Annotated in this window: 25 protein-coding genes and 1 tRNA gene; 12 read left to right on the top strand and 14 right to left on the bottom strand. The window is 45.5% G+C overall.

All coding sequences use genetic code 11. The annotated features are described in order from the left end of the window. Positions 1 to 27: 27 nt before the first annotated feature. Positions 28 to 693, bottom strand: a complete 666-nt coding sequence (folE, locus tag QJR74_RS09085; RefSeq protein WP_304371537.1) for a GTP cyclohydrolase I FolE — start codon at positions 691 to 693, stop codon at positions 28 to 30. A gap of 183 nt (positions 694 to 876) precedes the next feature. Between folE and ptrR the strand changes: the two genes are divergently transcribed. Then, positions 877 to 1752, top strand: coding sequence for a putrescine utilization regulator PtrR (gene ptrR / locus QJR74_RS09090; protein ID WP_304371538.1), 876 nt, complete (start codon positions 877 to 879; stop codon positions 1750 to 1752). A 29-nt stretch (positions 1753 to 1781) separates the two neighbouring features. On the opposite strand, the gene QJR74_RS09095 is transcribed toward ptrR, so the two are convergent. Next, positions 1782 to 3266, bottom strand: coding sequence for an amino acid permease (locus QJR74_RS09095; protein WP_304371539.1), 1485 nt, complete (start codon positions 3264 to 3266; stop codon positions 1782 to 1784). Positions 3267 to 3386: 120 nt separating this feature from the next. Then, positions 3387 to 4262 (bottom strand): DNA-binding transcriptional regulator YeiE, encoded by an 876-nt coding sequence (gene yieE / locus QJR74_RS09100; protein ID WP_304371540.1) that lies wholly within the window; start codon positions 4260 to 4262, stop codon positions 3387 to 3389. Positions 4263 to 4412: 150 nt separating this feature from the next. Between yieE and nfo the strand changes: the two genes are divergently transcribed. Continuing rightward, positions 4413 to 5252, top strand: coding sequence for a deoxyribonuclease IV (gene nfo / locus QJR74_RS09105; RefSeq protein WP_304371541.1), 840 nt, complete (start codon positions 4413 to 4415; stop codon positions 5250 to 5252). A 65-nt stretch (positions 5253 to 5317) separates the two neighbouring features. Here the strand turns inward: nfo and fruA are convergent, their stop codons facing one another. From fruA to QJR74_RS09125, 4 genes are all read right to left on the bottom strand, one after another. Then, the gene (fruA, locus tag QJR74_RS09110) at positions 5318 to 7012 is read right to left on the bottom strand and encodes a PTS fructose transporter subunit IIBC (protein ID WP_304371542.1); all 1695 of its coding nucleotides are present in this window, start codon (positions 7010 to 7012) and stop codon (positions 5318 to 5320) included. A gap of 12 nt (positions 7013 to 7024) precedes the next feature. Continuing rightward, positions 7025 to 7972, bottom strand: a complete 948-nt coding sequence (gene fruK, locus QJR74_RS09115; RefSeq protein ID WP_304371543.1) for a 1-phosphofructokinase — start codon at positions 7970 to 7972, stop codon at positions 7025 to 7027. Then, entirely contained in the window at positions 7969 to 9102 is a 1134-nt protein-coding gene (gene fruB / locus QJR74_RS09120) for a fused PTS fructose transporter subunit IIA/HPr protein (protein WP_304371544.1), read from the bottom strand. The genes fruK and fruB overlap by 4 nt, the downstream gene beginning before the upstream one ends. A gap of 139 nt (positions 9103 to 9241) precedes the next feature. Then, complete coding sequence (locus QJR74_RS09125) at positions 9242 to 9496, bottom strand: YkgJ family cysteine cluster protein (protein WP_304371545.1); 255 nt, start codon at positions 9494 to 9496, stop codon at positions 9242 to 9244. A 196-nt stretch (positions 9497 to 9692) separates the two neighbouring features. Here QJR74_RS09125 and yeiP point away from each other — a divergent pair, with 196 nt between their 5' ends. The 3 genes from yeiP to mepS all read left to right on the top strand — a co-directional run bounded on the left by yeiP (position 9693) and on the right by mepS (position 11875). Further along, a complete protein-coding gene (gene yeiP / locus QJR74_RS09130; RefSeq protein ID WP_304371546.1) occupies positions 9693 to 10265 on the top strand; it encodes an elongation factor P-like protein YeiP in 573 nt (190 codons plus the stop codon). A 19-nt stretch (positions 10266 to 10284) separates the two neighbouring features. Beyond that, complete coding sequence (locus QJR74_RS09135; protein ID WP_304371547.1) at positions 10285 to 10980, top strand: phosphatase PAP2 family protein; 696 nt, start codon at positions 10285 to 10287, stop codon at positions 10978 to 10980. A 322-nt stretch (positions 10981 to 11302) separates the two neighbouring features. Continuing rightward, on the top strand, positions 11303 to 11875 hold the full coding sequence (gene mepS / locus QJR74_RS09140; RefSeq protein ID WP_241646665.1) for a bifunctional murein DD-endopeptidase/murein LD-carboxypeptidase: 573 nt from the start codon (positions 11303 to 11305) through the stop codon (positions 11873 to 11875). 71 nt (positions 11876 to 11946) lie between these two features. On the opposite strand, the gene rsuA is transcribed toward mepS, so the two are convergent. After that, positions 11947 to 12672, bottom strand: a complete 726-nt coding sequence (gene rsuA / locus QJR74_RS09145; RefSeq protein WP_304371548.1) for a 16S rRNA pseudouridine(516) synthase RsuA — start codon at positions 12670 to 12672, stop codon at positions 11947 to 11949. Between the two features lie 107 nt (positions 12673 to 12779). Between rsuA and QJR74_RS09150 the strand changes: the two genes are divergently transcribed. Together QJR74_RS09150 and rplY are read left to right on the top strand one after the other, a co-directional pair. Next, the gene (locus QJR74_RS09150) at positions 12780 to 14531 is read left to right on the top strand and encodes a DEAD/DEAH box helicase (RefSeq protein WP_304371549.1); all 1752 of its coding nucleotides are present in this window, start codon (positions 12780 to 12782) and stop codon (positions 14529 to 14531) included. A 121-nt stretch (positions 14532 to 14652) separates the two neighbouring features. Next, positions 14653 to 14937: a 50S ribosomal protein L25 gene (gene rplY / locus QJR74_RS09155; RefSeq protein ID WP_048912283.1), complete on the top strand. Its 285-nt coding sequence runs from the start codon at positions 14653 to 14655 to the stop codon at positions 14935 to 14937. A 45-nt stretch (positions 14938 to 14982) separates the two neighbouring features. Here the strand turns inward: rplY and yejK are convergent, their stop codons facing one another. Continuing rightward, a complete protein-coding gene (gene yejK, locus QJR74_RS09160; protein ID WP_304371550.1) occupies positions 14983 to 15987 on the bottom strand; it encodes a nucleoid-associated protein YejK in 1005 nt (334 codons plus the stop codon). 224 nt (positions 15988 to 16211) lie between these two features. Here yejK and QJR74_RS09165 point away from each other — a divergent pair, with 224 nt between their 5' ends. The 3 genes from QJR74_RS09165 (at position 16212) to QJR74_RS09175 (ending at position 18360) form a co-directional block, all read left to right on the top strand. Then, on the top strand, positions 16212 to 16439 hold the full coding sequence (locus QJR74_RS09165) for a YejL family protein (RefSeq protein WP_048912285.1): 228 nt from the start codon (positions 16212 to 16214) through the stop codon (positions 16437 to 16439). Between the two features lie 17 nt (positions 16440 to 16456). After that, positions 16457 to 18211, top strand: a complete 1755-nt coding sequence (gene yejM / locus QJR74_RS09170; RefSeq protein ID WP_304371551.1) for an LPS biosynthesis-modulating metalloenzyme YejM — start codon at positions 16457 to 16459, stop codon at positions 18209 to 18211. Positions 18212 to 18283: 72 nt separating this feature from the next. Next, a tRNA-Pro gene (locus QJR74_RS09175) sits at positions 18284 to 18360 on the top strand. Positions 18361 to 18673: 313 nt separating this feature from the next. Here the strand turns inward: QJR74_RS09175 and QJR74_RS09180 are convergent. Beyond that, positions 18674 to 19636, bottom strand: coding sequence for a DUF535 family protein (locus tag QJR74_RS09180; protein WP_304371552.1), 963 nt, complete (start codon positions 19634 to 19636; stop codon positions 18674 to 18676). Positions 19637 to 19813: 177 nt separating this feature from the next. Then, a complete protein-coding gene (locus QJR74_RS09185; protein ID WP_048912288.1) occupies positions 19814 to 20074 on the bottom strand; it encodes a hypothetical protein in 261 nt (86 codons plus the stop codon). A gap of 149 nt (positions 20075 to 20223) precedes the next feature. On the opposite strand from QJR74_RS09185, the gene QJR74_RS09190 reads away from it, so the two are divergent. Continuing rightward, positions 20224 to 20973: a 4'-phosphopantetheinyl transferase family protein gene (locus QJR74_RS09190; protein ID WP_304371553.1), complete on the top strand. Its 750-nt coding sequence runs from the start codon at positions 20224 to 20226 to the stop codon at positions 20971 to 20973. Here QJR74_RS09190 and alkB read toward each other — a convergent pair. After that, positions 20968 to 21588, bottom strand: coding sequence for a DNA oxidative demethylase AlkB (gene alkB / locus QJR74_RS09195; protein WP_304371554.1), 621 nt, complete (start codon positions 21586 to 21588; stop codon positions 20968 to 20970). The two genes, QJR74_RS09190 and alkB, sit on opposite strands and share 6 nt — an antisense overlap. Before the next feature lie 11 nt (positions 21589 to 21599). After that, on the bottom strand, positions 21600 to 22640 hold the full coding sequence (gene apbE / locus QJR74_RS09200) for an FAD:protein FMN transferase ApbE (protein WP_304371555.1): 1041 nt from the start codon (positions 22638 to 22640) through the stop codon (positions 21600 to 21602). Positions 22641 to 22817: 177 nt separating this feature from the next. Here apbE and QJR74_RS09205 point away from each other — a divergent pair, with 177 nt between their 5' ends. Continuing rightward, entirely contained in the window at positions 22818 to 22982 is a 165-nt protein-coding gene (locus QJR74_RS09205; RefSeq protein ID WP_304371556.1) for a hypothetical protein, read from the top strand. A 56-nt stretch (positions 22983 to 23038) separates the two neighbouring features. On the opposite strand, the gene ompC is transcribed toward QJR74_RS09205, so the two are convergent. Further along, the gene (gene ompC / locus QJR74_RS09210) at positions 23039 to 24154 is read right to left on the bottom strand and encodes a porin OmpC (RefSeq protein ID WP_304371557.1); all 1116 of its coding nucleotides are present in this window, start codon (positions 24152 to 24154) and stop codon (positions 23039 to 23041) included. Positions 24155 to 24659 lie beyond the last annotated feature (505 nt).

The following is a 24659-nucleotide window of genomic DNA, read 5'->3' on the forward strand; positions in this document are numbered from 1 at the left end:
CCAGGTAGGTTCCTGGCCTCGGTAGGATTAGTTATTACGAATGGTGCGCAGGAACTCTTGACGCGTATTTTGGCTTGATTTGAAGAGTCCACCTAACGACGTTGTAGTGGTGGCGCTAGTGGCATCTTTTACGCCACGTGCCTTCACGCAATAATGGACTGCATCAATACATACCGCCACATTGTTGGTCCCTAATAAAGTTTGCAGGGCCACTAATACCTGTTGTGTTAAACGTTCTTGCACTTGCGGACGCTCCGCGAAGAATTGCACGATACGGTTAATTTTAGAAAGACCAATAACTTTATCTTTCGGAATGTAGGCGACCGTCGCTTTACCATCAATGGTCACAAAATGATGTTCACAGGTACTGGTCAGCGTGATGTCGCGTACAGTGACCATTTCATCAACATTCATTTTATTTTCAATAACCGTGATCTTGGGAAAGTTTGCATAATCTAAGCCAGAGAAAATCTCATCGACGTACATTTTCGCCAAACGATTAGGGGTTTCCATTAAACTGTCATCGGTCAGGTCAAGATTCAGTAATAGCATGACTTCGCGCATATGTTGCGCGATTTTTTGCTTACGTTGTTGGCTATCTTGGCTGTTTACCGGCGCATTGAGCGGGGTTTCAAGCCCACGAGCCAGCAATGCGTCATGGACCAGCATCGCTTCTTGACTTAATTCGGACATCGTCATCATTCTCCAGCAGGTGTTACACCCGCCACTATTAGGGCGGGTAATCTTTTGCCGTATTGTGAAGCAGTCTGCGCGGTTAATCCAGCCCTTACATCAATTGTTATCATTTACCTATAGCTTGAGTCCCAGGTTAACAACTCCTACACTAGGTTATTACTCGCGACGCAAGGCGCCCTAATGGATCTGGTACAATTAAAAATGTTTTGTGCGGTGGCGGAATACGGCTCAATTGTTAAGGCAGCTGAGCAGTTACATCGCGTGCCCTCCAATTTAACAACACGCCTTAAGCAGCTTGAAGAGGAAGTCGGTAATGCACTGTTTATTCGTGAAAAACAGCGATTACGACTCTCGCCAATTGGCCACGATTTTTTACACTATGCTCGTAAAATTCTACAACTCAGTGAAGAAGCTCTGCAGCTGTCGCACTCAGCAGAACCTTCCGGCACTTTAACACTGGGTAGTCTAGAAAGTGTGGCAGCAACCCGTTTACCCGCCCTACTCTCGGCGTATCACCAGCGCTACCCTGCCGTACAGCTCTCTTTAGTGACGGGAACTTCTGGCGAGATCCTTGATAAGGTCGTAAAAGGTGAACTGGCTGTCGCCTTGACCGATCAACCCTCACCCCGTCCCGATATTATTTGTGGCCATCATTATCGCGATCACTTAGTCCTGATCACCAGTCCCAGCCATCCGCCGGTTACTGTGGCACAAGAGGTGATAGGTGAGACTTTTTTTGCCTTTAGAAGTAGCTGCTCTTATCGTCATCGCTTGGAGCATTGGTTCGCGCAAGCTGGTGTAACGCCTGGCCCGATCATGGAAATACAGTCTTACCATGCAATGTTAGCCTGCGTAGCGGGAGGAGCGGGTCTTGCGGTTATCCCCCACTCATTATTGAGTAAACTGACCGACCATACACGGGTAGCTGTTCATCAGTTACCTGAGAACATTAGCCATTTACACACAGGATTGATCTGGCGTCACGAAGGGGAGTCACCCAATGTTAGGGCATTGAGTACATTGATGGCAGAAATCTATCCAGACCAAAAAGGCTAAGGCACCTTGCATGCCTTAGCCGCTTTCCATTAATTATCGAGACGTTTGCCCGCTTTAAACCGTGGGAAATGCATTTCTTGATAACGAATAATATGTCCACCGCGCACTAAGCGGAAACCTAACCAGATCAATAAGAACAATGGAATGCCGATATAAGTCGCGGCAACACCATACCAGTCAATCTTATCGGCAAGAAACGCCTGATAGTTTTGACCGAGGGTGATAATAAGACAAAGTCCAAACGCAAACATCGGTCCAAGCGGGAAAAAGCCAGAACGATAAGGTAAATCGTTTAGATCATAACCTTGGGCAATGTAGCCTTTACGAAAACGATAATGGCTAATCGCAATCCCCAACCACGCGATAAACCCAGTCATCCCAGAAGTATTGAGTAACCATAAATACACGGTTTGGTTACCAAAGCGAGAAGAAAGGAAACATAAGGCCGCAATAACCGTGGTCGCAATTAACGCGTTACGCGGTACACCGTTCTTAGTCAATGTCGCAAAGATTTTAGGTGCTTTACCTTCAGTGGCCAAGGTGTAAAGCATACGTGTGGAGGCGTACATCCCTGAGTTTCCTGCCGATAATACTGCCGTCAAAATGACCGCATTCATAACGGCTGCTGCGGATAATAGCCCCGCATTTTGGAAGACCAAGGTGAAAGGACTCACACTGATGTCCCCCACATCATTACGTAATAACCGTGGATCGGTATAAGGCAAAATCAAGCTAATGACTAAAATCGCGAAGACATAAAAGAGTAGAATACGCCAAAAGACCTGACGTACAGCGCGTGGAATATTCTTTTCTGGTTCTTCTGACTCACCGGCAGCAATACCAATAAGTTCAGTACCTTGGAAAGAAAATCCAACGATCATTGCCACACCGATCATGGCAGGGAATCCTCCCACAAATGGCGCATCGCCCATCTTCCAGTTCTGTATCCCGCCATGTTCTGCGCCGTGTAAAATCCCAACTATCATTAATACGCCAACCGCAATAAAAATGACGACAGTGACGACCTTGATCAGAGAAAACCAGTACTCGGCTTCGCCAAACCCTTTCACTGAGATAACATTTAATAGAAAGATCACCGCGAGGAAGGAGGCGCTCCAGATCCATCCTGGTACATCGGGAAACCAATAGCCCATCACTAATTGTGCCGCGACCAAGTCTACCGCAATAGTAACCGCCCAGTTGTACCAATAATTCCAGCCCAGAGCGAAACCAAAGCCTTCATCAACATATTGCGAGCCGTAGGTTGAAAAAGAACCTGATACCGGCATATAAGCGGCAAGCTCGCCTAAAGAGGTCATTAAGAAGTAAACCATCAAACCAATTACTGCATATGACAATAATGCGCCACCGGGGCCAGCTTGTGAAATACTGGCACCTGATGCAACAAATAGTCCGGTTCCAATCGAACCGCCAATCGCAATCATTGTCAGGTGACGAGCTTTGAGTGAGCGTTTTAAGCCCGACGCGCCCGTTTGGGAAGAACTAGAATTCATAGGATGAAACTCACCTGGCTAAAATTGTGCGCGATTGTAACAAGAGGAGTGCAGAGGCGTTGCACTATCTTCACTGTTATAAGTTACCTTCATAATCGTGCAGCGATCATTAGCCGAACGCTAATCAACCACTTGATGGCAATAGGTGAGAAATCGCTCTATCGCACGTGACCGCTGTTTTTGTTGATGTTGAATAAGGTAAAGTGTCCGCGTCATGGTAGGCAAAGGGGCATGAACTTCACGTAACAATCCACTATCGAGAAGATCCGCAATCACCCGGCGTGAGAGACAACTTAGCCCCATTCCATAACGTACCGCATGTTTGATCGCTTCGGAATTGCCCAACTCCATCGTAACCTGATAATGGCTGAGTTTACTCAGGAGGAGATGATCAACAAGTTGCCGCGTTCCCGAACCTTGCTCACGTAAGATCCAAGGTGCATCTGCTAGCGATTCTAAAGTAATTGGCTGTTTGAAAATCTCCGCACAAGGAGCGGCAAAGATGACCAGCTCATCTTGTAACCACGGCTGGCTCACGATATCGTGCTGATGACAAGGCCCTTCAATCAGTCCTATGTCTGCATTGAAGTGAGAAACCGCGTCGATAACTTCTTGGCTATTACCTACGGTAAGCTCTAATCGCGCATCAGGGAGGTCACGACGATAATTAGCGATAACGGCGGGAAGGAGATAGTTACCGATGGTGCTACTCGCGGCGAGTGACAGTGCCCCATGTCCCTGTTTGAATAGGAGTTCAATATCGTTGGCATGGTCTAATAATGCCATTGCTCGAGGATAGAGTAATCTGCCATGCTCATTGATGACCAAACGCTTTCCGGCACGATCAAATAATTGTACGCCCAGTTGCCCTTCTAAATCAGTTAATGAAGCGCTGACTGCAGATTGAGAAAGTGCCAGGACTTGCGCTGCGTGAGTCGTGGAACCACTCTTAAGAACCTCTGTAAAAACAGCAAGTTGGCGTAGCGTGATATGCATAGGGTAAGTCCCTGACCTTGACTAATGAGATAAGCCTTTACAGAACCAATTAAAGTAACAGTTTACCAGTTTTACCGATTAATAATAGAATCATGAACGAATTTATGATTTATGCAATTACCACTCGGCACATAATGTCAGGGACAAACCATGAAATATATTGGAGCACATGTCAGTGCTGCGGGCGGCGTATTCAATGCAGTGACGCGCGCACATGAGATTGGCGCAACTGCTTTTGCTTTATTTACTAAAAATCAGCGTCAGTGGAAAGCCCCCCCTCTACCGCAATCGACAATTGATTTATTCCGCCAAGCTTGTAGTGACTATGGCTATGGACCACAGCAGATTTTGCCCCACGATAGTTATTTGATAAATCTTGGTCACCCCGTTGCAGAAGCGCTGGAGAAGTCTCGCGTAGCCTTCATTGATGAGTTAGAGAGAGCGGCTGCTTTAGGAATTGCTTTACTGAATTTTCATCCTGGTAGCCATCTCCAGCAAATATCGACTGAAGAGTGTCTAAAGCGTATCGCCGAATCCATTAATATTGCCTTAGATAACACCTCAGGCGTGACGGCGGTGATTGAGAATACTGCCGGTCAAGGTAGCAATCTTGGCTTCGAATTCGAACATTTAGCAGAAATCATTCACCATGTAGAAGATAAATCACGGGTTGGGGTTTGTATCGATACTTGCCACGCCTTCGCGGCTGGCTACGATCTACGCACCGTCGAACAATGTGAAAAGACCTTCAGCGCATTTGAACGTATCGTCGGTTTTCAGTATCTACGTGGGATGCATTTAAATGATGCAAAGAGCCAGTTTAATAGCCGAGTCGACCGACACGACAGCCTAGGTGAAGGCAATATTGGCCACACTCCTTTTAAATGGCTAATGCAAGATCCTCGGTTTGATAATATTCCGCTTATTCTAGAAACGATTAACCCAGATATCTGGGCTGAAGAGATCGCTTGGCTAAAAGCCCAGCAATAATGTTGAGTGTAATAAAAAAGGCCGTACCCTACAGGGTACGGCCTTTTACTTTCCAACCGTAGCCCTTAGGCCGCAACAGGCTCAGGACGTTTGATGATCGCGTAAGTAATACCCGCTACCACCGCACCTGCGATAATCGCGCCAAGGTAACCAATTACCGGAGTCACTGCACCCGGAATCAATAAAACGAAAATACCGCCATGAGGTGCCATCAGTTTTGAACCAATTGCCATCGCAATTGCACCAGTTAATGCGCCGCCCGCAATACAGCAAGGTAGCACACGAAGTGGGTCACGTGCCGCGAAGGGAATGGCACCTTCAGTGATAAAACATAATCCCAGCACGATCGCGGCTTTACCACCCTCTTGTTGCGCTTTAGCAAACTTACGACGCGCAACCAAGGTCGCTAATCCCATCGCGAGAGGAGGCACCATACCAGCGGCCATGATGGCAGCCATTGGACCATAAGTGGACGAACTTAGCAGACCGACACCGAACGCGTAAGCCACCTTATTAATCGGGCCGCCCATATCACTACATTGCATTGCCCCAAGAATCGCACCCAATAGAATAGCGTTGGCTGTGCCCATGGTCCCTAACCAATGAGTTAAGGATTCCATAATAAAGGCAACTGGCTTACCTACTACATAAATCATCAGCAGACCAGTCACTAAACTTGCCACTAATGGAATGATTAAGATAGGTTTCAGCGCTTCCATACTTTGTGGCAGCTTCAACTTACCGCTAATCAACTTCGCCGCATAGCCCGCGATAAACCCAGCAATGATGCCACCTAAAAATCCTGCGCTTAAGGTTGATGCTAACATTCCGCCAATTAACCCTGGGGTTAAACCTGGGCGGTCAGCGATTGAGAAGGCAATATAACCGGCTAACACAGGAACCATTAATGCAAACGCGGTGGTACCACCAATTTGCATAAGTGCTGCAGCTAATGTGCCCTGCTCTTTGAACGCATTGATCCCAAAGGCAAAGGACAACGCGATACATAGGCCCCCTGCGACAACCATCGGCAGCATATAAGAAACGCCGGTAAGTAGGTGGCGATAGGCTCCCGATTTTTCTTTCTTATCAGCCGTATTACCTGAAGCGGTCTGAGCTGAGCTATTGGCCGATTGATAAGGTTTTGCCTCGTTCAGTGCTTTATCAAACTCTTGTGCCGTTTTCTTCAAAGCAAGACCTGTTGAAGTACGATACATCGGCTTTCCAGCAAATTTTGCTAAATCTACTTCAATATCGGCGGCGATAAACACAATATCAGCATCAGCCACTTCTTCAGGAGTTATCGGATTACCCGCACCGACGGAACCACGAGTTTCCACTCGCACTGGCCAGCCGCGTTTTTTCGCTTCTGCTTCTATCGCTTCTGCAGCCATAAAAGTGTGTGCGACGCCCGTTGGACAGGCTGTCACTGCAACAATTTTCTTAACCGTAGACGCAGGGGCGCTTGCGGCGATGGGTGCAACCACTGGTGCTTGCCAAGCTGTAGCCTGGGAGACGGCTTGTTCAATTGAAGCCTTAGCATCGGTTAACAGCGCTTGGCTTTCAACGGCAGCAACTTGTTTTCCTGCTAAAGGCTCTGTTACTAGGGCTGGATCCCCCGCAACGATGACCGTTTCTGCCTCAGTTACCGGAGCAAGTACGTAGTCTGATTGTTCACTAATCGCTTTCTCAAAGGCTTGTTTAATTAATTGTGCCGACGCTAAGCCCAACGAGGCATCGGTGATTAATGCTATTTTCATCTTTACTTTCCTCTACTGCTGTTCGGTAACGGAGTGTAATTCGACGCGAGCCATCATTGCCGCGAGGGCTGAACGGTCCGTAATCCCAACGTTGCTTTGACTGACTGCTAGCGCCGCAACAGCTGTCGCTAACCTCAGCGTATGTTCGCTAGTTTCTCCCATAAGCAAGCCGTAAATCAGGCCGCCTACCATGGAGTCCCCCGCTCCCACCGTACTCACAATTTCACATGCCGGAGGTTTGGCCAACCACTCGCCAGAAGCATTTACCCATAACGCGCCTTCCGCGCCTAAAGAGATCACTACGTGACTGATTCCTTGCTCACGCAGTTGATGCGCGGCAGCAATAACATCGCTGAGTTCCGGCAGCGCACGACCCGCCCACATTTCGAGTTCCCGGCGATTCGGTTTCACTAACCATGGCCCAGCCAATAGCCCTGCATCCAATGCCGCGCGGCTACTATCAAAAACTAAGCACGGGCAGACTTGGCGAAGCGCTTTCATCCAATCAGTAAATTCTTCTAAGGCAATGCCTTGTGGCAGACTTCCGCTCACACACACCATATCGAAGTCGCCGAGCCAACTCAGCGAGTCTTGCTTGAAATGCTGCCAATTCTCTTCGCTAACCGTGAAGCCGGAAAAGTTGAGATCAGTGACGTCACCGCCCGTTTCAGTGACTTTAATATTGATACGCGTTCTGCCATCAATAACCTGAAAACGATTATGTAATCCTATTTCAGCGAATAATTGCTCAAAACCCTCTTTATTTTCATTCCCTAGCAGTCCACCGACCGTGACGTCTACACCAAGATCTTTTAATACTTTAGCAACGTTGATCCCTTTACCCGCAGCATGAAGTCCAGTCGTTTCAACTAAATTGACTTCACCACGTTCAATTTCTGGCGTAAATCCCACCAAGTCATAAGCTGGGTTTAAGCTTATAGTAGCTACACGGCGACTCATTCAGCCCCCTCCCCCAGTCCGCTAGCAATAGCCTCACCAATCGCTTTCATCGCTTCAGCGGCTTGAGGTCCACTGGTTGTAAAGCGTAAACGATGACCTTTTTTCACCCCTAAGGCCACCACTTTCATTAGACTGCGACCATTGGCCGGCTTTCCACTGCCATCAAGATTTATAACGCTCACATCACAGTCGAACTGTTTAATTACCGTGACTAATGCAGTACCTGGACGAGCATGCAGGCCATGTTCATTCTTAATCACAAACTCTTCGGTAACCGTATCGTCGCCTAAACTTACTTCGCTGGTTAATAGCGCTAACACACCTGCAGCATCGGCACTAAATAGTGCAGAGGCTTGATTGTTATTGATGAGGTGCGTGAGGTAATGCATCACTGTGAGAGGCTGCGCGTCTGCTGTTGAACAAGTGATAAGTAAAGAGACGGATTCACCAGATTCCAAGCTAACAGCGGTGGACGGACGGCTAACGGCAACAGCGCTAAAAAGGTTACCCTCAGCGCAGTCTTGTAACCAAACACCTTGTCCCACATGCAATGGTTTTTGCGCTAAGGTTTTCGCGACAAAATTTGGTGATACTGCCTGGATAGTTTGTAATCTTCCAGCATTCAATGCTTGTAGGGTGATGAGATCAGCAGTATTGACATTCAATGAAATCAACGAGGTATCAAACCGAAATTCAGCAGGCTGCTTTTCACCCATCAGGATAGCGCGAAGGTCCTCAGCAGAAGCGGTTTTAATCGTCTCAGCAATACTGTCATCACTCAGCACATGCGTCAGTTGACGAAGTAAGGCGAGGTGTTCATCTGATTTAGCGGCGATACCAATCACAACATAGGCAGTTTGATCAGCACCCCATGCGATACCCTGCGGGAATTGGAAAACCTGCACACCAGTATTGAGCACTAAATCGCGGGTATCAGTGGTACCGTGAGGGATAGCAATGCCGTTGCCGAGATAAGTGGAAGTTTGCTGCTCACGTGCTAGCATTCCACTCACATAGCCCTCACCCACATTGCCCGCCGTGGCGAGTGCCGCCGCGACTTGGCGAATCGCATCTTCTTTATCGGTGGCTGAGGCGCCAGTATGAATCGCCTGAACTTCTAGCTGGAACATAATTTTCCTCACAGTGATTGAATCGTTTCAGCAACTAAATTAGCGCATTTTATATCAAAAAATGAAGTCAATAATTTTGAATCAACGCACAGTTTTCAAAAATTTCAATCAGCGCTTACTTAATCTGTATCGCTGATACCTACGGCGCAGTCGCCGCATCAAGATCGAGAAGATAAACTAACGCCTCTTCACGCGAATCTGCACACATTTCAGGGTGGGGTTGTAATCCTGCACAAACGGCTGGACGCAGGGGCGAGGTAAATATTAGGCAAAGATTATCGTCATCTAATTGCACGCAGCGTACGCCCGCTGGCTTACCATTCGGCATACCCGGAATCGGCGAAGATATTGAAGGAGCAATACAGCAGGCTCCACAGTGGCTACGGCATTCCATGAACACTCTAAGAATTAATAAAATTAATGGCCATGAGTATCTGAGTGCCATCTTTATTATGCAATATAAATTTCAACTAAATGAAGATGAAAAAAATTAGCGAAAATACCCTACACAGCACTATTTAGCTTGTGTACACAGAGGCGGGCGAGTATTTTCCCCGCATTCTTATAAATATCCTATTTCGAGGTGTTCAATGCCTAAAGCAAATGAAATTAAACGTGGTATGGCAGTAAGCTGGAACGGCAAATTACTTCTAGTCAAAGATATCGATGTTCAAAGTCCGAGTGCTCGAGGAGCCGCGACATTATATAAAATGCGTTTTACCGATATTCGTAGCGGAATGAAAGTTGAAGAGCGTTTTAAAGGTGATGACATCATCGACAGTATTCAGCTTAATCGTCGAGCGGTGAGTTTTTCATATACCGATGGTAATGAATATGTATTCATGGATGATGAAGACTATACGCCTTACAGCTTCAATCGTGAACAAATTGAAGAAGAGCTTCTTTTTATCCCTGAAGCAGGTTTGGCGGGGATGCAAGTCTTATTAATGGATGATCAAGTTTTAGCGTTAGAACTACCGCAAACCGTAGACCTAGTAATAGTCGATACTGTACCCGGTATCAAAGGCGCTTCAGCCAGTGCCCGTACCAAGGCAGCCCAGCTCTCTACAGGATTAACTGTCCAAGTCCCTGAATATTTGAGTAATGGCGATAAAATCCGTGTACATATCCCTGAGCGTCGTTATATGAGCCGCGCTGATTAATTTTATAGGGAGATAACCTATGCGCCAGTCTAATTTTCCAGCAATAATAATATTGAATTTACTGGGATTTTGCCTGTTTTTCTCTTGGTATCTACCGACCAATCATGGTTTATGGTTCGCCTTGGATAAGTCGATTTTTTACTATTTTAACCACGAGATGGTGAAATCGCATGCCTTTGCCGTATTTGTAGCAATCACGAATTATCGTGGATTTGATATTGTTTCATTCCTCGCGATGGCAGCTTACTTCTATTCTTTTTGGCGACAAAAAGATCACAAAGGTCGGATGTGGATGCTCGCATTAGGGATCACTATGCTCATCACGGCAGTCGTTCTCAATCAACTCGGCCACCTCATCCCCGTTAGCCACCGTAGCCCTTCTCTCTTTTTTTCTGATGCTCAGCGTGCAGGACTTCTCACGGGTATCCCGACCAAAGACGGTTCCGCGGACAGCTTTCCAGGGGATCACGGTATGATGCTAATGATTTATGGCTGCTTTATGGGACGCTACTTTGGTCGTAAAGCCTTTATTGTAGGGCTCATAATTCTCGGGGTATTTGCTTTACCGCGTGTTATGGCGGGTGCTCACTGGTTCACCGATATATCAATAGGATCATTATCCGTCGTTTTAGTAGGCATGAGCTGGTGCTTATTAACACCTCTCACCGATATACTCATCAATAAGATCTACCAGAAATTACCTGGCACGCATTAGTCTTATGCGCCATTTCTACCTTTTCCGGGGGATTATCTCCCGGTTATTTCTCAAGAATTCCCTTTAAAATAGCCTTATCAGACATTTTTCCTATTAAGATCAAAAAAAATCTTAAAAACTCTCGCCAGTTTACATTTTCTACGGTAATCTCAAATAACGCTTAGCCCTTGTTATCTGGGGCCTCAGCTTAGAAGAGTGTCAAAGATATTTACATCTAGATATAATTCATAAATTGTCTTCTTGATAATCTCTGATAATCTCTTAATCTGTTCATTGGCGAACGACGTATTTGTCGTAAGGACATCGAAGGAAACTGCTTAATATGGTCAAATCTCAACCACTTGTGAGATACTTGTGGCGGGCTGTTCCAGCAATTGCCTTAGCAACACTGCTAAGTGCATGTAGTAGCCACCCAACTACCACAGCGAATTTAGAGAAACATGACGTTAACAACCGGAATGGTTTTTTACTTCAAGCTTCTCAGGATCAATTTGAAGAACTGGTTCATAATGTCGATATTAAATCGAAAATTATGAATCAATATGCGAGTTGGAAAGGTGTTCGTTATCGAATGGGCGGTGAATCACGCCGTGGTATCGATTGTTCAGCCTTCGTACAGCGTACTTTCCGTGAACAGTTTGGCTTATCGCTTCCTCGTTCTACCGCAGATCAGCAAGATACCGGACGTTTTATTAATAAAAGTAAGCTGCGCCCCGGTGATTTAGTACTATTTCGATCGGGATCTACCGGACGCCACGTAGGTATTTATCTAGGTAATAACGATTTTGTTCATGCTTCAACAAGCAGTGGAGTCATGATTTCAAACCTTAATGACAATTATTGGAAAGCTCGCTATCGCGAAGCACGTCGAGTCCTGAGTAACTCGCACAGTTAATTTTCATAAGGTCTGATAAACGTTCGTCAAAAAAAACGCTGTCCTTCGCAGCGTTTTTTTATTTTTATTAGTTAGCTCAGTGGCTGCTGCAACTCCGGCGGTAAGTTAATACTCAATATTTCTTCTTGCGTTAACTCGCGATACTCCCCCGCAGCTAAATCTTCATCAAGTAAAATTTCGCCAATTCGTTCACGATGTAAATCCGTCACGTGGTTACCACATGCGGCAAACATTCTTTTGACTTGATGATAACGACCTTCGCTTAACGTAACCCTGGCCTGATGAGAGTCCACAATCTCTAGCGTTGCTGGCTTAGTTGGGGCGGCCTCACCTTGTAACATAATACCTTCGGCAAAGTGCGTGATAAGTGCTGGGTCGAGTACTTCAGCCAAAGTCACCAGGTACGTTTTTTCACAATGGTGGCGCGGTGACGTAATGCGATGTGACCATTGGCCGTCATCTGTTAATAGTACCAAGCCTGTCGTGTCAATATCGAGTCGTCCGGCTGCATGTAACTTCCATGCCATAGGTTCTTCTATAAAATAGAGAATGGTGGGATGCTGTTCATCTTCCGTAGCACAAACATAGCCTACTGGCTTGTTCAGCATATAATAACGCGGACCATGCTGTTGATGAAGCACATTGCCATCATAGGCCACTTCATGCTCAGGTAATACTTTAAAAGCCGCTTCACGTACCACCTCTCCATCGACTGTGACATTACGTGCTCGAATCTCACGACCTGCAATGGCACGGCTAATTTCGAGTTGTTGAGAAATAAATTTATCGAGTCGCATGGATCTGTAAGCCTATTGGGGAGTTTATAAAGAGAATTATGTTAGTATACCTTGAAGCGACACCGACTGTCAGTGTGTAACCCTGCCGTTAATCGAGTTCATGACCGATGAGTTTTACTCTACGCCCCTATCAACAAGAAGCCGTTGACGCTGCGGTACAGTATTTCCGCAAAGAGCACCGCCCAGCAGTTATCGTTTTACCTACCGGTGCCGGGAAAAGCTTAGTGATCGCCGAACTCGCCCGCATCGCGCGAGGGCGAGTCCTCGTACTCGCTCACGTTAAAGAGTTAGTCAGGCAAAACCATGCGAAATACCAGGCATTAGGCTTGAATGCCGATATTTTCTCTGCAGGATTAGCGCAAAAAAAGAGTGGCAGTAAAGTTGTTTTTGGTAGCGTACAATCAGTCGCTCGCCATCTTGAGCAATTTGATGCCGAATTTTCCTTAGTCATTGTCGATGAGTGTCACCGGATTGGTGATAGCGATCAAAGCCAGTACCAACAAATATTGGATTATCTGACTCAACGCAATCAGCATCTGCGGCTGTTGGGGTTGACCGCGACTCCCTTTCGTCTAGGAAAAGGATGGATATACCATTTTCATTATCACGGAATGGTACGGGGAACTGAGGATGCCTTATTTTATCAGTGCATTTATGAACTGCCACTGCGCTATATGATTAAGCATGGCTATCTTGTTGAGCCTAAACGGTTGGATATGCCAATTTTACGTTATGACTTTTCATCACTGGTCGCTAATCAACAGGGGCTCTTTCCCGAAAAAGCTTTGAACTTGAGTTTATCTCAGCAAAAACGTGTCACGCCATCCATTGTTGCCGAAATTATTCAACATGCTGCCGGCTGTCGTGGCGTCATGATTTTCGCTGCGACAGTACGCCATGCAGAAGAGATCCTCAGTTACCTGCCTGCTGAGAGTGCATTAGTTTCCGGGATGACCCCCAGTGGCGAACGAGACGATATTTTACAGCGTTTTACATCGCAAAAAATCACCTACTTAGTAAATGTTGCGGTATTAACCACTGGATTTGATGCGCCTCATGTTGATTTAATCGCTATTCTTAGACCGACGGAATCGGTCAGCCTTTATCAACAGATTATTGGTCGAGGGCTACGTCTTTATCCAGGTAAAACCACCTGTGCCATCCTCGATTATGCAGGGAATGACTATGACCTTTATCTGCCAGAAATTGGTAGCCCTAAGGGTGAGAGTGAAAATCAACCAGTACAAGTTTTTTGCCCACAGTGTCAGTTTGCGAATATCTTTTGGGGAAAAGCCCTCGACGATGGCACCGTTATCGAGCACTTTGGCCGTCGTTGCCAAGGGATCATCGAAATCGGCACCCAGCTTCAACAGTGTGATTTCCGCTTTCGCTTTAAATCCTGTCCTCACTGTAATGCGGAAAACGATATTGCAGCGAAAGTCTGTCAACAGTGTGACACCGTTCTGGTCGATCCTGATGACATGTTAAAAGCAGCGCTTAAACTACGTGACGCCACGGTGCTACGTTGCTCAGGCATGCTACTGCAAACAGGACAGGATGCGAAAGGTGAATGGTTACGAATTACCTATATCGATGAGGATGGTGCTGACGTACCTGAAACCTTCCGACTGCACTCCCCTGCCCAGCGTCATCTTTTTGAACAACAGTTCCTTCGTTTGCACAGCCGTGCGCCAGGTATCCCTTTCTCTTGGCAGTCAGCAAGCGATATCATTGCCCAACAAGCGCTTTTACGGCACCCCGATTTTGTCGTGGCACATCGTCAAAAAGCCTTTTGGAAAATTCGTCACAAAGTCTTCGATTACCAAGGGCGTTTTAGGCGTGCCGATTCAGCCAGCTAATTATTTGCCCTGCCCCCCTTTACCCGCTATAATGCCGCGCGCTTTATCTCAAATAAAGCGTCATTGAATAATCCTTCCGTTGCTGGGTCGCCTGTAGCGGAATTACTCTAAGAGAAAAATTATGTTCACTATCGAAGCACAAGTCCGTACAGAGCAGGGTAAGGGTGCGAGCCGCCGTCTGCGTTTAGCTAATAAATTCCCAGCCATCGTTTATGGCGGAAATGAAGCTGCAACATCTGTAGTTTTAGATCACGATTTCGTTAACAACCTGCAAACTAAGCCAGAATTCTACACTGACGTTCTGACTCTGGTTATCGACGGTAAAGAAACTAAAGTTAAAGTTCAGGCTGTTCAACGTCACCCGTTCAAGCCAAAACTGCACCACATCGACTTCGTTCGCGCGTAATCGCGGAAGCCGAGAAAAAAAAACGCCGCTTTCGCGGCGTTTTTTTTATTGCTCTTTTAACCGACGCTGTAACTGGTCGCGCAGATTAGGGGGAGTTCCTTTAATTGTTAACGTATCTGTCGTGGGATCCCAGAAAATACGCTCGTTTAGCAGCAACGCATCAAAATTGATCGTCAGCCCACCACCGCTACCCGCAAACTTCGTCAATTGACGTAAGGTTGAACGATCGGCAGGAAAACTCTCTTCAAACTCGTAGCCTTGTTGCGCGGTAAAACCTTCAAAACTTTGTTCGTTCACTTCGGGCAACTGATGAGATAGCTCGGTAATAGTGATTTCGTCGCCAGCCTTTAACTGGTCACTGCAATACTGATGTACCTGCTGACGATATTCCTGCCGAGACTGTTTATCTAAACTCACTTCTTCGCAATAATCGTCAACGGCTTGCAGCAACGTTCTATTTTGTGCCTTAGCGTCTAAGCCTTGACTAGCCCCTAAAAAATCCATGAAAAAGTCGGCCACCTTACGCCCTACTCGACCACGTAAAAAGGTCAAATACCGCGTAGAGTCGGGCTGAGTTTCCCACTCGGTTAGATCTATTCGAGCCACAATATCAGCATGATTGATATCGAGATAATGCGTAGTACTAATCTCTAACGCTTCATTAACCCGCATGCTTGATTGACTGTTTAATACCGAAATAAGTAAATATTCGACCGCAAGATAACGATATTGAGCAAAGAGGACTATACCTCCTTCGGCAAAAGGATATTTCGCTAATTCATCCCGCAGGCGGCCGGTTGCGGCACGGGTAAATGAAAGGAAGTCTTGTTGCCCGCTGCGACACTCTTGTAACGTATCGCGTAACTCGCTTTCTTCATTAAACAAGCCATAAGCTTTATTCTTCGCGCTGTAAACACGGTGTAACTCTTCCAACATCACTTCAACTTCGTGTGTTGGAGACAGTAATGAATCACGTAAAATCAGTGATAATTCATCCTCATCACGCTTAATTAGCTGATGAACCACAATCTGGTCAATATCCAGACTCATAGATAACTCCCTAAACGAATGATGTGCTATTGAATCATGCAGGTCTCGACCTGACAATGAGATTTGCTAAGCTTAAGAAGGTAATTTCGAGCATGAGTAGATTATGAACGGATTTATAGACTCAGTTTTCAACAATTGCTGAGCAAATCTTGATGAAAAATTGCAGATATAAACCCTGTTTTACAGTAGAATAGCTACTTTTTACAATGATATTAGTTGATACTATGCCACAGTTATCTCGTTACAGTGATTCACGCGTTGAGAAACTTCTCGACGAGCTTTCCAAGGTCCTAGAAATGGACAAGGCACCGACCGATCTTTCCTTAATGGTGCTCGGTAATATGGTGACGAATTTAATTAATTCCAGTGTTTCACCTGCTCAGCGCCATGCGTTGGCTCGCTCCTTCGCTGCGGCTCTTGAAGCCTCAGTCAGCGAAGATTCGGCTCACTAACTACTAAAACGACGTTTATGGCCAATCACCAACCACAGTATCGAGAAAAAGTCTCCAGCATGATTAGCTGGGGTCACTGGTTTGCTCTATTTAATATTTTGTTGGCCTTGGTGCTTGGCAGTCGTTATTTATTAATCAACGATTGGCCAGCGTCACTCGCTGGTCGTATTTATGCCTACTGTAGTTGGTTAGGCCATTTCAGTTTTATCGTTTTCGCGCTGTACCTACTGGTACTTTTCCCCATTACGTTCTTTATTCGATCGCAAAGGCTTTTGCGCGTTATTGGCTCGATTATTGCCACGTGTGGACTGACTCTGCTGTTGGTCGATGGTGCCGTCTTCCAACGTTTCCATCTGCATTTAAACCCTATTGTTTGGCAATTGGTAGTCAACCCAGAACAGAGTGAACTAACCCGAGATTGGCAATTAATGTTTATTGCCGCGCCGATAATTTTCTTGGCCGAATTATTGTTTGCAACCTGGAGCTGGCAAAAACTGCGCAGCCTCAACCGGCGCCATTATGCACGCCCTTTTGTGATCTTATTTATCACAACCTTTTTTGCTAGCCACATAATGTATATTTGGGCCGATGCAAACTTTTATCGCCCTATCACCATGCAGAAAAGTAATCTTCCACTTTCTTATCCTATGACTGCCCGTCGTTTCTTGGAAAAGCACGGCTTGCTCGATTCGGTAGATTACCAGCGTCGTTTGATTCAACAGGGGGAACCAGATGCCCTATCGTTGGCGTATCCTCTCAGTGATATTACCGTTGCGCCACAAGCACCCGGCTACAATCTTCTCGTTATCACGATCGATAATCTGAGTAGTACAGCTGTGGATAAAGCTTACCCTACGCTGACACATTTCGCGCAGCAGAATGTAAACTTTACCCAACACTTTAGCTCTGGGCCTAGTAGCGAGAATGGGTTATTTGGGCTGTTTTATGGAATTTCATCTACCTATTTAGAGGGGGTCCTCGCGTCGAGAACTCCTTCAAGCTTACTGACTACGCTTGCCAATCGCCACTATCAATTCGGTTTATTTTCAACCGATGGATTTAAACAACCGTTCTATCGCCAAGCGCTTTTAACTGACTATACGATTCCGGTTCAACATCGCCAAACTGATAGTCAAACGGTCGAACAATGGCATAATTGGTATAGCCAACAACTAAACTCGACACAACCGTGGTTCTCATGGATAGCTCTACAAGGTGCTGTCACAAGTAGTGGAAATGAGCGCCAACGAAGCCAACTTTATCAGCAAGGCTCTGCCACCACTGACGAGCAACTCGCCGCGATTATTGATGAGCTCAACCACTCACAAGCATTAAAAAATACCATTGTTGTAGTGACCGGTACGCATGGTGTATCGCTTAACTCTGATACTGATTCTGAGAGTCGTCGCAATGCACTGCACGTCCCTCTGGTAATCCACTGGCCAAATACCCCTGCTCAGTCGATTAATTATCTTACTGACCATCAAGATATCATGGCGACGATTATGCAACGTTTGTTAAAGGTCACGACACCAAGTTACGACTACACTCAGGGTCGAGATCTTTTCACTGACCAAGGCAGAAATAACTGGGTCACTAGCAGTGAAGATAATCATCTTATTATTACAACGCCGACACGTTCCATCGTACTAAACACTAACGGCCACTACAGCAGCTATGATGTGAAAGGTCGTAGATTACATGATGAAACGCCGGAGTTAGGATTACTTCTGCAGGTCTTAACCGAAGAGAAGCGTTTCATTGCAAATTGATTATTAATAAACCAGTTAGATCAGTGACATATTGATTTTTCGTGAAACTAAGATACTATTCTTTGTAGTCGTCGGCACGTAGCGCAGCCTGGTAGCGCACTGTCATGGGGTGTCAGGGGTCGGAGGTTCAAATCCTCTCGTGCCGACCAAAAATCCCAAAGAAAAGCAGCCACTTGTGGCTGCTTTTTTTGTGGCTGTAGCTTATTGCGCCTTGGGTAATACTCGGCGAATTGATAGGCACTGACCTCGTGAAGACACTCAGCGTATTAGAATGTTCTCTTTATCAGTATATGACTATCAGCTAAAGGCCCTCTATGGCCAATCACTTAAGCCCCCCAATTAGGAATAAGCTTGAAGAAAAGCATCAAGAGCAGGTTCATAAGGTAAAAATTGGATAATCGTCTGGGCTTACGCTAAGCAATAAAAAAGCCACACGAGGTGGCTTGAGTATTTTGCTTACTATTACCCTATTAAACTGTCCTGCAACTCGGCCTTGGGTACTTGTCGTGTGTAAGGAACTTCTTGAGGTTGAGAATGGTCAGCCAGACGCTGGAGTTGATAGACGACTTCCTCCACCATATGTTGACGTAAAGCTTCTCTTTTACGAAATGCTGAACGGTGTTTACTTTCTACTTGCTCAACATCACGCTTTGCTTCATGGCGAGGTAATTGATACCAACCCTCTTTAGCAACCTCTGTGGTGACTTCGGCCCAAAAGCTATCATAACTCGACTTGAGGTGATGAGATTTGATGTGATGACTGTCAGCTATTCCACAGATTTTCTCAACTTTATAGCTATCGGCCAATGCATAAGCTGCCGACAACAACAAGTTCTTGGGACGTAAACCAAACATCCCTTTAGTTATCGCTCTAACCTGATCTTGCCCTTCACCCGGCTTCGGGCCTTGTAGCCCACATAGATAAAGAATTTTACCTGTAGAATCGAAGGAATAGGTTAAGCTGTACAGTGGCGAATCACTATCAGGCGCAAACAGGTATAATCCCATCTCCCCTTCTCGTACAAACCGAGAATGCATGAGTTTAAGGGTAGCCTGTTCATCATTTTTCAAGTCTAAGGTAGCAACTGTCAATCCCGTTGAGTTAACACCAAATAATGCTGGAATAAATCGTGGGTCAATACTCTTTTCCAGCCGTTGCAGTGTGGTGGACATGGCAGCCAGCTTTTGTTTGATAGTCCAACGTTTATTTAAATACTTATGAAATGGTCGTGCATAAAGGCTCACGACATCCGTACGTTGTGAAACTTGCTGAGCAATCAGTGAACCTTGGCACACGCGAAAATAGCGAAAATAAAGCCATGGGTGACTCAGGAGGGTCCGGCAAGCACGTTTATAAAAGTTAAATTTTCTTAACGCATCATTCCACTTTGGATTATTTTCCCGCCAAGTTCTATAAGGTCCCATAGAAATATCCTAATTCTGTGCAGATTGGCGCATGGTCGCGCAGTATTGGCACAGAGTAATAAGATTATTCTCAACGTATTCTCAACAGGAATGGAGTTTGCTTACGGAATCTTAACGAAGAATAAACGATACGAAGATAGGGAAGAATTGGAGCAGCCGTAGCTGCTCTCGAGGTCGTTAGCTTTCTTGTTCTTGATGGTTGATTTCAATCTCAATGTTTTGAATAGTCGCATCAATGTTGTCGAGCAATTTACCTTGCTCGTTAAGCAATGTATTAATCTGATCCGCAAATTCTTTGTGCTTATACTCACCCGCATCAAAAGCTAACCACTGTGCTGAAAGCGTCTCTGTGTTATTTTGCGCATAGTGTCGCATCTCTTTTAATTGCGAGGTGACATCACGAAAATAATCCAGTTGTGTTTTTTCTACTTCGCTCATTACGATAACTCCTCTATCGTTGATTTTGGGTATCTCTTAAGCTTGGCAAAAATTTTTCAGTTCGCCTTCAGATTATTCCGCAATAGTACATTGAGCACTTTCACTCGCCGTAAGCGTATTTTATCGGTATCCTTAAAACGAGATCTCTCATGATGATAGGAAATATGCCTCAACTCCTCCCCCCGACTTTCCAAAGCGGAGAATTAGCGCCCTGCGAACCTTTTATTTCCCAGGCCGAAATGAGTATCGATACGCTCCACGTAGCCTGCTGCCAGTTTGATCCTCGCGCCTACACGCCGCAGCTGGCTGACCAATTGGGCGTTGTACTCCCTGAGGCATTACGACACGCCGTAACAAAACGTCAAGCAGAGTATGTGGCTAGCCGTTGGCTTGTGTCGAAGCTGTTTGAAACTGTCGGCATCCATAATTTTCAACTTTTAAATAGGCCTGACCGTTCACCCATATGGCCGACGGGTATTATCGGTTCACTTTCGCATCATGATCATAAAGTATTTGCCGTTATTGATAAAAGACCAAAATGGGTTGGCAATGACATTGAGCGTATATTAAGTGATCAAAAAGCAGCAGAACTTAGAACCATGATAATGACCTTGGAAGAGCTAACCTTACTCACCACATCAGGGCTATCATTATCTCAGGCAACCACGCTAGTTTTCTCAATAAAAGAAACGGTTTATAAAGCGGTCTACCCTGAAGTCCAAACGCTATTTGGATTCGAACAGGTCACTATTACTGCAATCGAGCCGACTCTTGGACTAATGACGGCACGGTTATCTGCCGTCGCACAACCTAAACCAAATTTGGAGCCTGAATGGAACATTCATTATTGGTTCAACGATACGGAAGTGATGAGTTGGGTAGCCTTAGCGCCATTATAATGCTTTACGAAAGGTAATGTTAAAACGATACGGACCGGTGAGTGGATGAACGCCTGCTTTTAGGGGAGAGATCCCGTGAAAACAAAGACGAGATTCCTTGCCCCACACTACAACATCGCCGTGCTCTAAAAGTACTTTGTGAGTCTTATCACTACGCTGTAGACCGCCGAAAAGAAATACCGCCGGTAACCCCAGGGACACTGAAACAATGGGGTGATTAAGGTCACGTTCATTTTTATCTTGGTGTAAAGTCATCTTACTGTCTACGGCATAGCGATTAATGAGACAGCTATCGGGAATGAAGTCCCGATAGCCAGCTGCAGTCGCCGCACTTCTGGCAAAAACCTGGAGTCTATCACTGAGTGGTAAGTGCTCAGTATTTGCCAAATAGCCTTCACGGCCTGAGATCCACTGGGCTGCACCACAGCCAGTCATCGCAACCGACATTTTGAAACCACCAGGGGTGATACGATGCACAAAGGGACTGTGCGCGGCGATACGCCCTATCTCTTGTAGAAGATGGTGATCCTCCCCTTGCACAAATCGTCTCAAGATCACTGCCCCAGAGGCGAGTGGCTCTTGCCAAGGTGCTTCGTTTTCGAAAAAATCGAACATTCTTGCTCCTGTTACTTCTCAGGTTCATTGACTAAAAACGTTTTAAATGTAGGAGATGCCCACCCGACAAAGTTATCGCCCTGTTTGGTAATAAGATATACCGCAAGATGTAGTTTATTCGCTAAGGCTTTCGCTTTTTCGGTTCCCAGTACCATTAGTCCGGTATCCCATGCATCCGCCTCTAATGCGGTTGTCGCAATGACTGTCGCCGAGACCAAATGGTGCTCAATAGGTTGTCCAGTGCTGGGATCAATAATATGCGAAATCCGCTTACCCTCTAATTCGTAGTAATTACGGTAGTCTCCAGAAGTGCTTATACCATGTCCCTGTAAATCAACTATCACCTGAGCTTGGTTAAATTTATCGGTTGGCTTCTGCACGGCTACTCGCCATGGCTGCCCCTGCTGATGCTGGCCACGAGAAATAAGCGCGCCCCCCACCGACACCAAATAATTACGTACGCCTTGCTCCTCCATGAGTCTGGCTAAGTGATCCGCGGCGAATCCTTCTCCTACCGTCGATAGGTCCACATAAAGGTCGGGGATATCTTTACGTAATGTACTACCACTAACCGTATCGCTGAGCGTTAAATGTTGTAAACCCACTTTATTTCTTGCCGCGGAAATTTGAGAAACTGAAGGTGTATGGGTCGGTATAGCACGGGGGCCAAAGCCCCAAAGGTTAACGAGCGGGCCAACCGTAATATCCATTGCTCCCTCTGTCATCCTGCCAACATAGAGTGCACTGCTAATAATCGTCGCAACGTTATCACTGATGGGCTGAGGTTCTAAACTGGGATTGTGGTTAAAGCGCGTGAGCCAAGAATCCTTTTTCCACGTCGATAATTCTTGGTCATCTGCATCAAGACGCTGTTGGATTAAACGAGGTAACTGCTTTGCTTGCTCTGGGGTTAAACCACTTGCGGTGACACGCCATACCGTCCCCATCGTTTTACCTTGAAAGACCTGGTCCGACGGAGGTGCTCCCTCGCAGCCGACTAACACAGCGCAAAGAAGTAATAATAGCGAATAGCGAAAAGTGAATAATTGCATAGCAACTCTCTAGTCATTGAGCGATCTTAGCGCAACTCATCCTGAACCTGCACCGAAATTGGGCTTCTATTTTACGAATAATGCGTAAGTGTGCGTGTCGAGCAATGCTAAGGTTGGCACTGTCTTTGCAGATTTGATGATGAGATGTGTAATCACCCCTGGATGCGGAGATAGCTTATGCAAAAATTTCAGCAATTATTTACCCAATGTCGTGCACTTTACGATCAATGGCTTATTGCGGGCGGATTCAGTGCTAATGGGATGTTTATGGAAGGACATTACTGTTTACGAGAATCTGCCTCCGAAGCAAAAATCGATTCACAATCCCCCACCCAAAATTAAAATACCGTGAAAAAAAAGGATGCTTAAGCATCCTTTTTTTATAGCTTGAGGCAAGATTAGAACTGATAAACAAGTCCTAACGCGACAGTATCGTCGGTTGTAATGCCTGAAGCTTCTGTGAAGTCGTTGTTCTTCATTAAGTTGATTTGATAATCAACATAAGTGGACATATTTTTGTTGAAGTAATAAGTCGCGCCGACATCCACATATTTTTTAAGATTCTGCGAACCATATTGGCCCAGATCAGATCCGCGTGAATTCACGTAAGCTAAAGATGGACGTAGACCAAAGTCGAATTGGTACTGAGCCACTAATTCCCAGTTATCCGCCTTGTTAGCATAACCGTAAGCTTTAGAGTCACTGCTACCAAATTTCGTCGCATTATATGAACGGGTATACATTGCAGCAAGGTAAACCCCGTTAGCATCGTATTTCAAGCCACCGGAATAAGCTGTCGCTTTATCACCACTTCCTTGGATGCTGCTATAAGTACCACGACCATTCTGGTCGTTAGTCCGATCGGAAGAGAAGAGTGCACCACCCAGTGACAGCCCATTACCTAAGTCATAAGTAGAGCTAAGTCCCCATCCATCGCCATTTTGGCCGAGGACATCGCGTCCGTTAGGTGACTCAGTTGCATTACCATTTTTACCTTGGTATTGGAGCGCAAAGTTTAGTCCGTCTACTAAACCAAAGAAATTATTGTTACGGTAAGTGGCTAACCCATTACTACGTTGGAATAAAAAGTTGTCCGCGCCGTAGGTATCACCACCAAACTCAGGTAACACATCGGTCCAGCCAGCGATATCATACATCACGCCATAGCTACGACCGTAGTCGATTGAACCTGCGTCACCAAAACGTAAACCTGCATAACCAATACGAGTGTAGTTGTTTGAGGTCCCTTCAGACTCAGCATTATTTAAGGCAACTTGGTATTCCCACTGACCATAACCTGTCAGTTGATCGGTAACTTGCGTTTCTCCTTGGAAACCAAAACGCATATAAGATTGATCACCGTCATTACCATCATCTTTAGAAAAATAATGTAAGCCGTCGACCTTACCGAACAAATCTAATTTATTACCATTCTTATTGTAGATTTCTGCAGCACTTGCGGAACCTGCCATAATAAGTGCTGGTACGAGCAAAGAAAGAGCGCGGATTTTCATCTATATTTTCCTCGAAAACCATTAATCCTGAAAAAAAATCATCTAATTATGCAAAAGGCGCATTGATGACTATAATAAAATATTGAACCGGAAAATTCTCAATGCAGAAGTTACTAAAGCACAGAAAATATTTCAATGTGTTTCGTGTTTATGTCTAAATGTAAATTTAGTAGTATATTTTTTTTGAATACCTAAATCCGAAGACAATAAATAAGAATAATTGACAATTTCATTGGTGATTTCTTTCTATCATTCCGCTTTCGCACTGAATGTTCAAACGATTAGCTTTCTAAGTATTATTATTGTGACGCTATCATCATTTATATTCATTATTGTTTTTTAACTCATTTATGAGTTTTACCTTCTTAATACCGAGCTTCAGCTCGGTATTTTTTTATCTGCTATTTCTATCTTACTTCAACGCTTGTAGTTCTCGAACAGTTACACATACGAAGAGATCTGGCATAATTCAACAAACCTCTTTGTATTACCAAATTGAGATTAC

The sequence above is a fragment of the Tatumella ptyseos genome (assembly GCF_030552895.1).
Lineage (GTDB): Bacteria > Pseudomonadota > Gammaproteobacteria > Enterobacterales > Enterobacteriaceae > Rosenbergiella > Rosenbergiella ptyseos_A.

Bases quoted from the DNA above. Each gene is read 5' to 3' on its own strand.
- folE (WP_304371537.1), bottom strand. From the start codon at position 693: ATGTCCGAATTAAGTCAAGAAGCGATGCTGGTCCATGACGCATTGCTG.
- ptrR (WP_304371538.1), top strand. From the start codon at position 877: ATGGATCTGGTACAATTAAAAATGTTTTGTGCGGTGGCGGAATACGGC.
- QJR74_RS09095 (WP_304371539.1), bottom strand. From the start codon at position 3,266: ATGAATTCTAGTTCTTCCCAAACGGGCGCGTCGGGCTTAAAACGCTCA.
- yieE (WP_304371540.1), bottom strand. From the start codon at position 4,262: ATGCATATCACGCTACGCCAACTTGCTGTTTTTACAGAGGTTCTTAAG.
- nfo (WP_304371541.1), top strand. From the start codon at position 4,413: ATGAAATATATTGGAGCACATGTCAGTGCTGCGGGCGGCGTATTCAAT.
- fruA (WP_304371542.1), bottom strand. From the start codon at position 7,012: ATGAAAATAGCATTAATCACCGATGCCTCGTTGGGCTTAGCGTCGGCA.
- fruK (WP_304371543.1), bottom strand. From the start codon at position 7,972: ATGAGTCGCCGTGTAGCTACTATAAGCTTAAACCCAGCTTATGACTTG.
- fruB (WP_304371544.1), bottom strand. From the start codon at position 9,102: ATGTTCCAGCTAGAAGTTCAGGCGATTCATACTGGCGCCTCAGCCACC.
- QJR74_RS09125 (WP_304371545.1), bottom strand. From the start codon at position 9,496: ATGGAATGCCGTAGCCACTGTGGAGCCTGCTGTATTGCTCCTTCAATA.
- yeiP (WP_304371546.1), top strand. From the start codon at position 9,693: ATGCCTAAAGCAAATGAAATTAAACGTGGTATGGCAGTAAGCTGGAAC.
- QJR74_RS09135 (WP_304371547.1), top strand. From the start codon at position 10,285: ATGCGCCAGTCTAATTTTCCAGCAATAATAATATTGAATTTACTGGGA.
- mepS (WP_241646665.1), top strand. From the start codon at position 11,303: ATGGTCAAATCTCAACCACTTGTGAGATACTTGTGGCGGGCTGTTCCA.
- rsuA (WP_304371548.1), bottom strand. From the start codon at position 12,672: ATGCGACTCGATAAATTTATTTCTCAACAACTCGAAATTAGCCGTGCC.
- QJR74_RS09150 (WP_304371549.1), top strand. From the start codon at position 12,780: ATGAGTTTTACTCTACGCCCCTATCAACAAGAAGCCGTTGACGCTGCG.
- rplY (WP_048912283.1), top strand. From the start codon at position 14,653: ATGTTCACTATCGAAGCACAAGTCCGTACAGAGCAGGGTAAGGGTGCG.
- yejK (WP_304371550.1), bottom strand. From the start codon at position 15,987: ATGAGTCTGGATATTGACCAGATTGTGGTTCATCAGCTAATTAAGCGT.
- QJR74_RS09165 (WP_048912285.1), top strand. From the start codon at position 16,212: ATGCCACAGTTATCTCGTTACAGTGATTCACGCGTTGAGAAACTTCTC.
- yejM (WP_304371551.1), top strand. From the start codon at position 16,457: ATGGCCAATCACCAACCACAGTATCGAGAAAAAGTCTCCAGCATGATT.
- QJR74_RS09180 (WP_304371552.1), bottom strand. From the start codon at position 19,636: ATGGGACCTTATAGAACTTGGCGGGAAAATAATCCAAAGTGGAATGAT.
- QJR74_RS09185 (WP_048912288.1), bottom strand. From the start codon at position 20,074: ATGAGCGAAGTAGAAAAAACACAACTGGATTATTTTCGTGATGTCACC.
- QJR74_RS09190 (WP_304371553.1), top strand. From the start codon at position 20,224: ATGATGATAGGAAATATGCCTCAACTCCTCCCCCCGACTTTCCAAAGC.
- alkB (WP_304371554.1), bottom strand. From the start codon at position 21,588: ATGTTCGATTTTTTCGAAAACGAAGCACCTTGGCAAGAGCCACTCGCC.
- apbE (WP_304371555.1), bottom strand. From the start codon at position 22,640: ATGCAATTATTCACTTTTCGCTATTCGCTATTATTACTTCTTTGCGCT.
- QJR74_RS09205 (WP_304371556.1), top strand. From the start codon at position 22,818: ATGCAAAAATTTCAGCAATTATTTACCCAATGTCGTGCACTTTACGAT.
- ompC (WP_304371557.1), bottom strand. From the start codon at position 24,154: ATGAAAATCCGCGCTCTTTCTTTGCTCGTACCAGCACTTATTATGGCA.